The organism is Catellatospora sp. NPDC049609 (assembly GCF_040675365.1).
Taxonomy (GTDB): Bacteria; Actinomycetota; Actinomycetes; order Mycobacteriales; family Micromonosporaceae; genus Catellatospora.
Genome location: NZ_JBFAOU010000397.1, coordinates 1 through 2,683 on the forward strand (window position 1 = coordinate 1; position 2,683 = coordinate 2,683).

General features: G+C 69.9%; 1 protein-coding gene. It reads right to left on the bottom strand.

Going from position 1 to position 2,683, the window contains the following annotated elements; genetic code table 11:
- Window positions 1-2,489: DUF4832 domain-containing protein (locus AB0J67_RS40545; RefSeq protein ID WP_363491055.1), on the bottom strand; the 2,489-nt coding region annotated here is incomplete at its 3' end.
- Window positions 2,490-2,683: the final 194 nt, after the last annotated feature.

Sequence of the window (2,683 nt, forward strand, 5' to 3'; positions counted from 1 at the left end):
ACGGTGGAGCTGCCGCCGTACCAGAAGCCCATGGCCAGCTGGGACGGGGAGTTGCGGTTGATGCCGTTGGCCGCCATCGGGATCCTGATGTCCTGGTAGGACGTCGTGATCACCGGATGCGCGCCGCCGTCGAGGGTGAAGTCGCCGAACAGCTTCGTGGACCCGCCCAGGCCGAGGTTGAAGTGGTTCTGCTCGCCACCTGCGGCACCCTTGATCCGCACCACCAGGTAGGTCCGGGCGGTGAGGTCGACGCCGACGTCGGAGCCGAACCAGCCGCAGTTGTTGTAGCGCAGGCTCAGCGCCCCGCTGGTGATGGCGCCGGATCCGCCGCCGTCGAGGAAGCAGTTGGCGCCGGTCCACTTGCCCAGGTCGTTCTGGTTCGACGACGGGTACGCCGGGGTGCCGTCGAAGTTGTCCAGGACCAGGCCCGTCGGGGCGGGCGGGGTCGCATCCGTGGTCACGGACACGGCGTTGCTCGCCGCCGAGCGGTTGCCCGCCGCGTCCCGCGCCCTGACCGTGTAGCTGTAGGCCGTCGACGCGGTCAGGCCGGTGTCCGTGAACGACGTCCCCGTCGGGCTGCCGACCAGCGTCGACCCGCGGAACACCTCGTATCCGGTCACCCCGACGTTGTCGGTGGCGGCGGTCCAGGACAGGCCGACCGTGGTGTCGGACTTCCCGGTGGTGGACACGGTCGGGGTGCTCGGGGCCGTGCAGTCCCCCGAGCAGCCGGTGGTGGTCGCCGAGACCGCGGCCGAGGTGCCGGACACGTTGCCCGCCGCGTCCACGGCCCGCACCGTGTACTGGTAGGTCTGCCCCGGCGAGCGGCCGGTGTCGGTGTACGTGGTGCCCGACGGCGTGCCGACCTGGACGCCGTTGCGCAGCACCTGGTAGCCGGTGACGCCGACGTTGTCGGTCGACGCCGACCAGGACAGCGACACGCTCGTGTTGGTCACGCCGGTCACGGTCAGGCCGGCCGGCGTCGACGGCGCGGTGCAGTCGCCCGTGCAGGTGCCGACGGTGACGGCGGTGGACAGCACGTTGTAGCCGTTGGCCGCGTCCCAGGTGCCGGTGTTGGCCAGCCGGACGGAGTAGGCCGGCCGAGACTGCAGCGCGGCGTTCGGGTCGGGCAGCCACAGCGCCAGCTTGTAGGTGCCGGAGGCGGCGTTGCCCGGCACCGCCGCGGCGGCCGTGACGGTGCTCGCCCCGGGCAGCCAGGTGCGCGGGTCGACGCCGTTGAGCGGCAGGTTGTAGCGGTGGGTGGCGTTCTGAAGCACGAGGTAGGCGGGCCGGTTCTTGATCAGGCCGGACCAGCCGTCGTTGTTCAGGTGCGCGGTGAGGTTCAGGTTCGTGCCGGGCGTGACCGTGGTGGGGAAGGTCGCGTCCAGCAGCCGCAGCCGGTACCCGAGCTTGCGCTTGATCCGCACGAAGCAGGTCTCGGCCGGGTCGTTGCCGGCGGCGGCCAGGTTGGCGGCCTTCCACTTGTCGGTGTTGACCGCGGCGAAATCCTCGTTGATCTCGGTGAAGTTGAGCCGGTTCATCTCGGTCTGGGCGTTGACGCAGGCGGCGTCGTTGTAGCCGTCGGAGTTGCAGGTCTCCCCGCCGACCATCTTGTTGAGGCCGCCGGAGGTGGCCAGGTCGTACATCCACTGCTTCTTCTGCTCGATGTAGAACCAGCCCATCCACGACGGGTTGTCGTAGGTGCCCATGTCGTTGACGTCGGCCAGGAAGCAGTCGTTGTGGAAGCCGATGCGGTCCTTCTGCGCCTGGGTCAGCGTGCAGCCGCCGGGCACCACGCAGGTGGTGGGGTCGACCACCTCCTTGATGTAGATCGGGTAGCGCATCACGAGCGGGATGCTCGCCGGGGTGGTGTCGACGATCTTCTTCGCGATGCGGTACCGGGCCGGCGCCTCCTCGACCGAGGACGGGTTGGTCAGCGTGCCGGTGTGCCACTCGCCCCAGGCGCCGAGGTAGCCGGCCTCCAGGTGCAGCACCACGTCCGCGTTCGCGGTGATCACGGCGTTGACCTGGCCGATGTGCTCCAGGATGCGCGCCTCGTCGACGCCGGCGTAGCCGTCCCAGGTGTACGCCGGGCGGAGCACGATCTTCATGCCGGCGGCGCGCACCGCCGCGAGGCCCGAGGACAGGTTGTCGAGCAGCGCCTGCGGCAGCGTGGCCGTCTTGTACTTGTCCAGGTGCAGGTAGCTGTGGATGAGGGTGTTGCCGCCGGCCTTGGCGCGGGCGAAGGTCCGGTCGAGCAGGTCCGGGTTGAAGCCGGGGATGGTGGCGGCGTTGACGTAGTCGTTGACCGCCGGGTCGTTGATGATCTCGTAGCGGTTGTGGTAGCCGCGCTCGGGGTTGGCGAACGCGGTGGCCAGGTCGGCCTGGTAGGTGACGGTGGCGGCCTGGGCGGGCGCGGCGTCGAGCGCCACGACCGCGACGGCGGCCAGTAACGTTGTCGCGATGGACAGCCGCAGGGAGCGGGTGGACATGGTGGCCTTCCTGTAGCTCGGGAGGGTGGGCCGCCTGGCCGGGTCGGTAGCCCGGCCAGGCGGCCGGACTGTCACTGGAAGGTGATGTGGTCGATGGAGACGGTGGAGCTGCCGCCGTACCAGAAGCCCATGGCCAGCTGGGACGGGGAGTTGCGGTTGATGCCGTTGGCCGCCATCGGGATCCTGATGTCCTG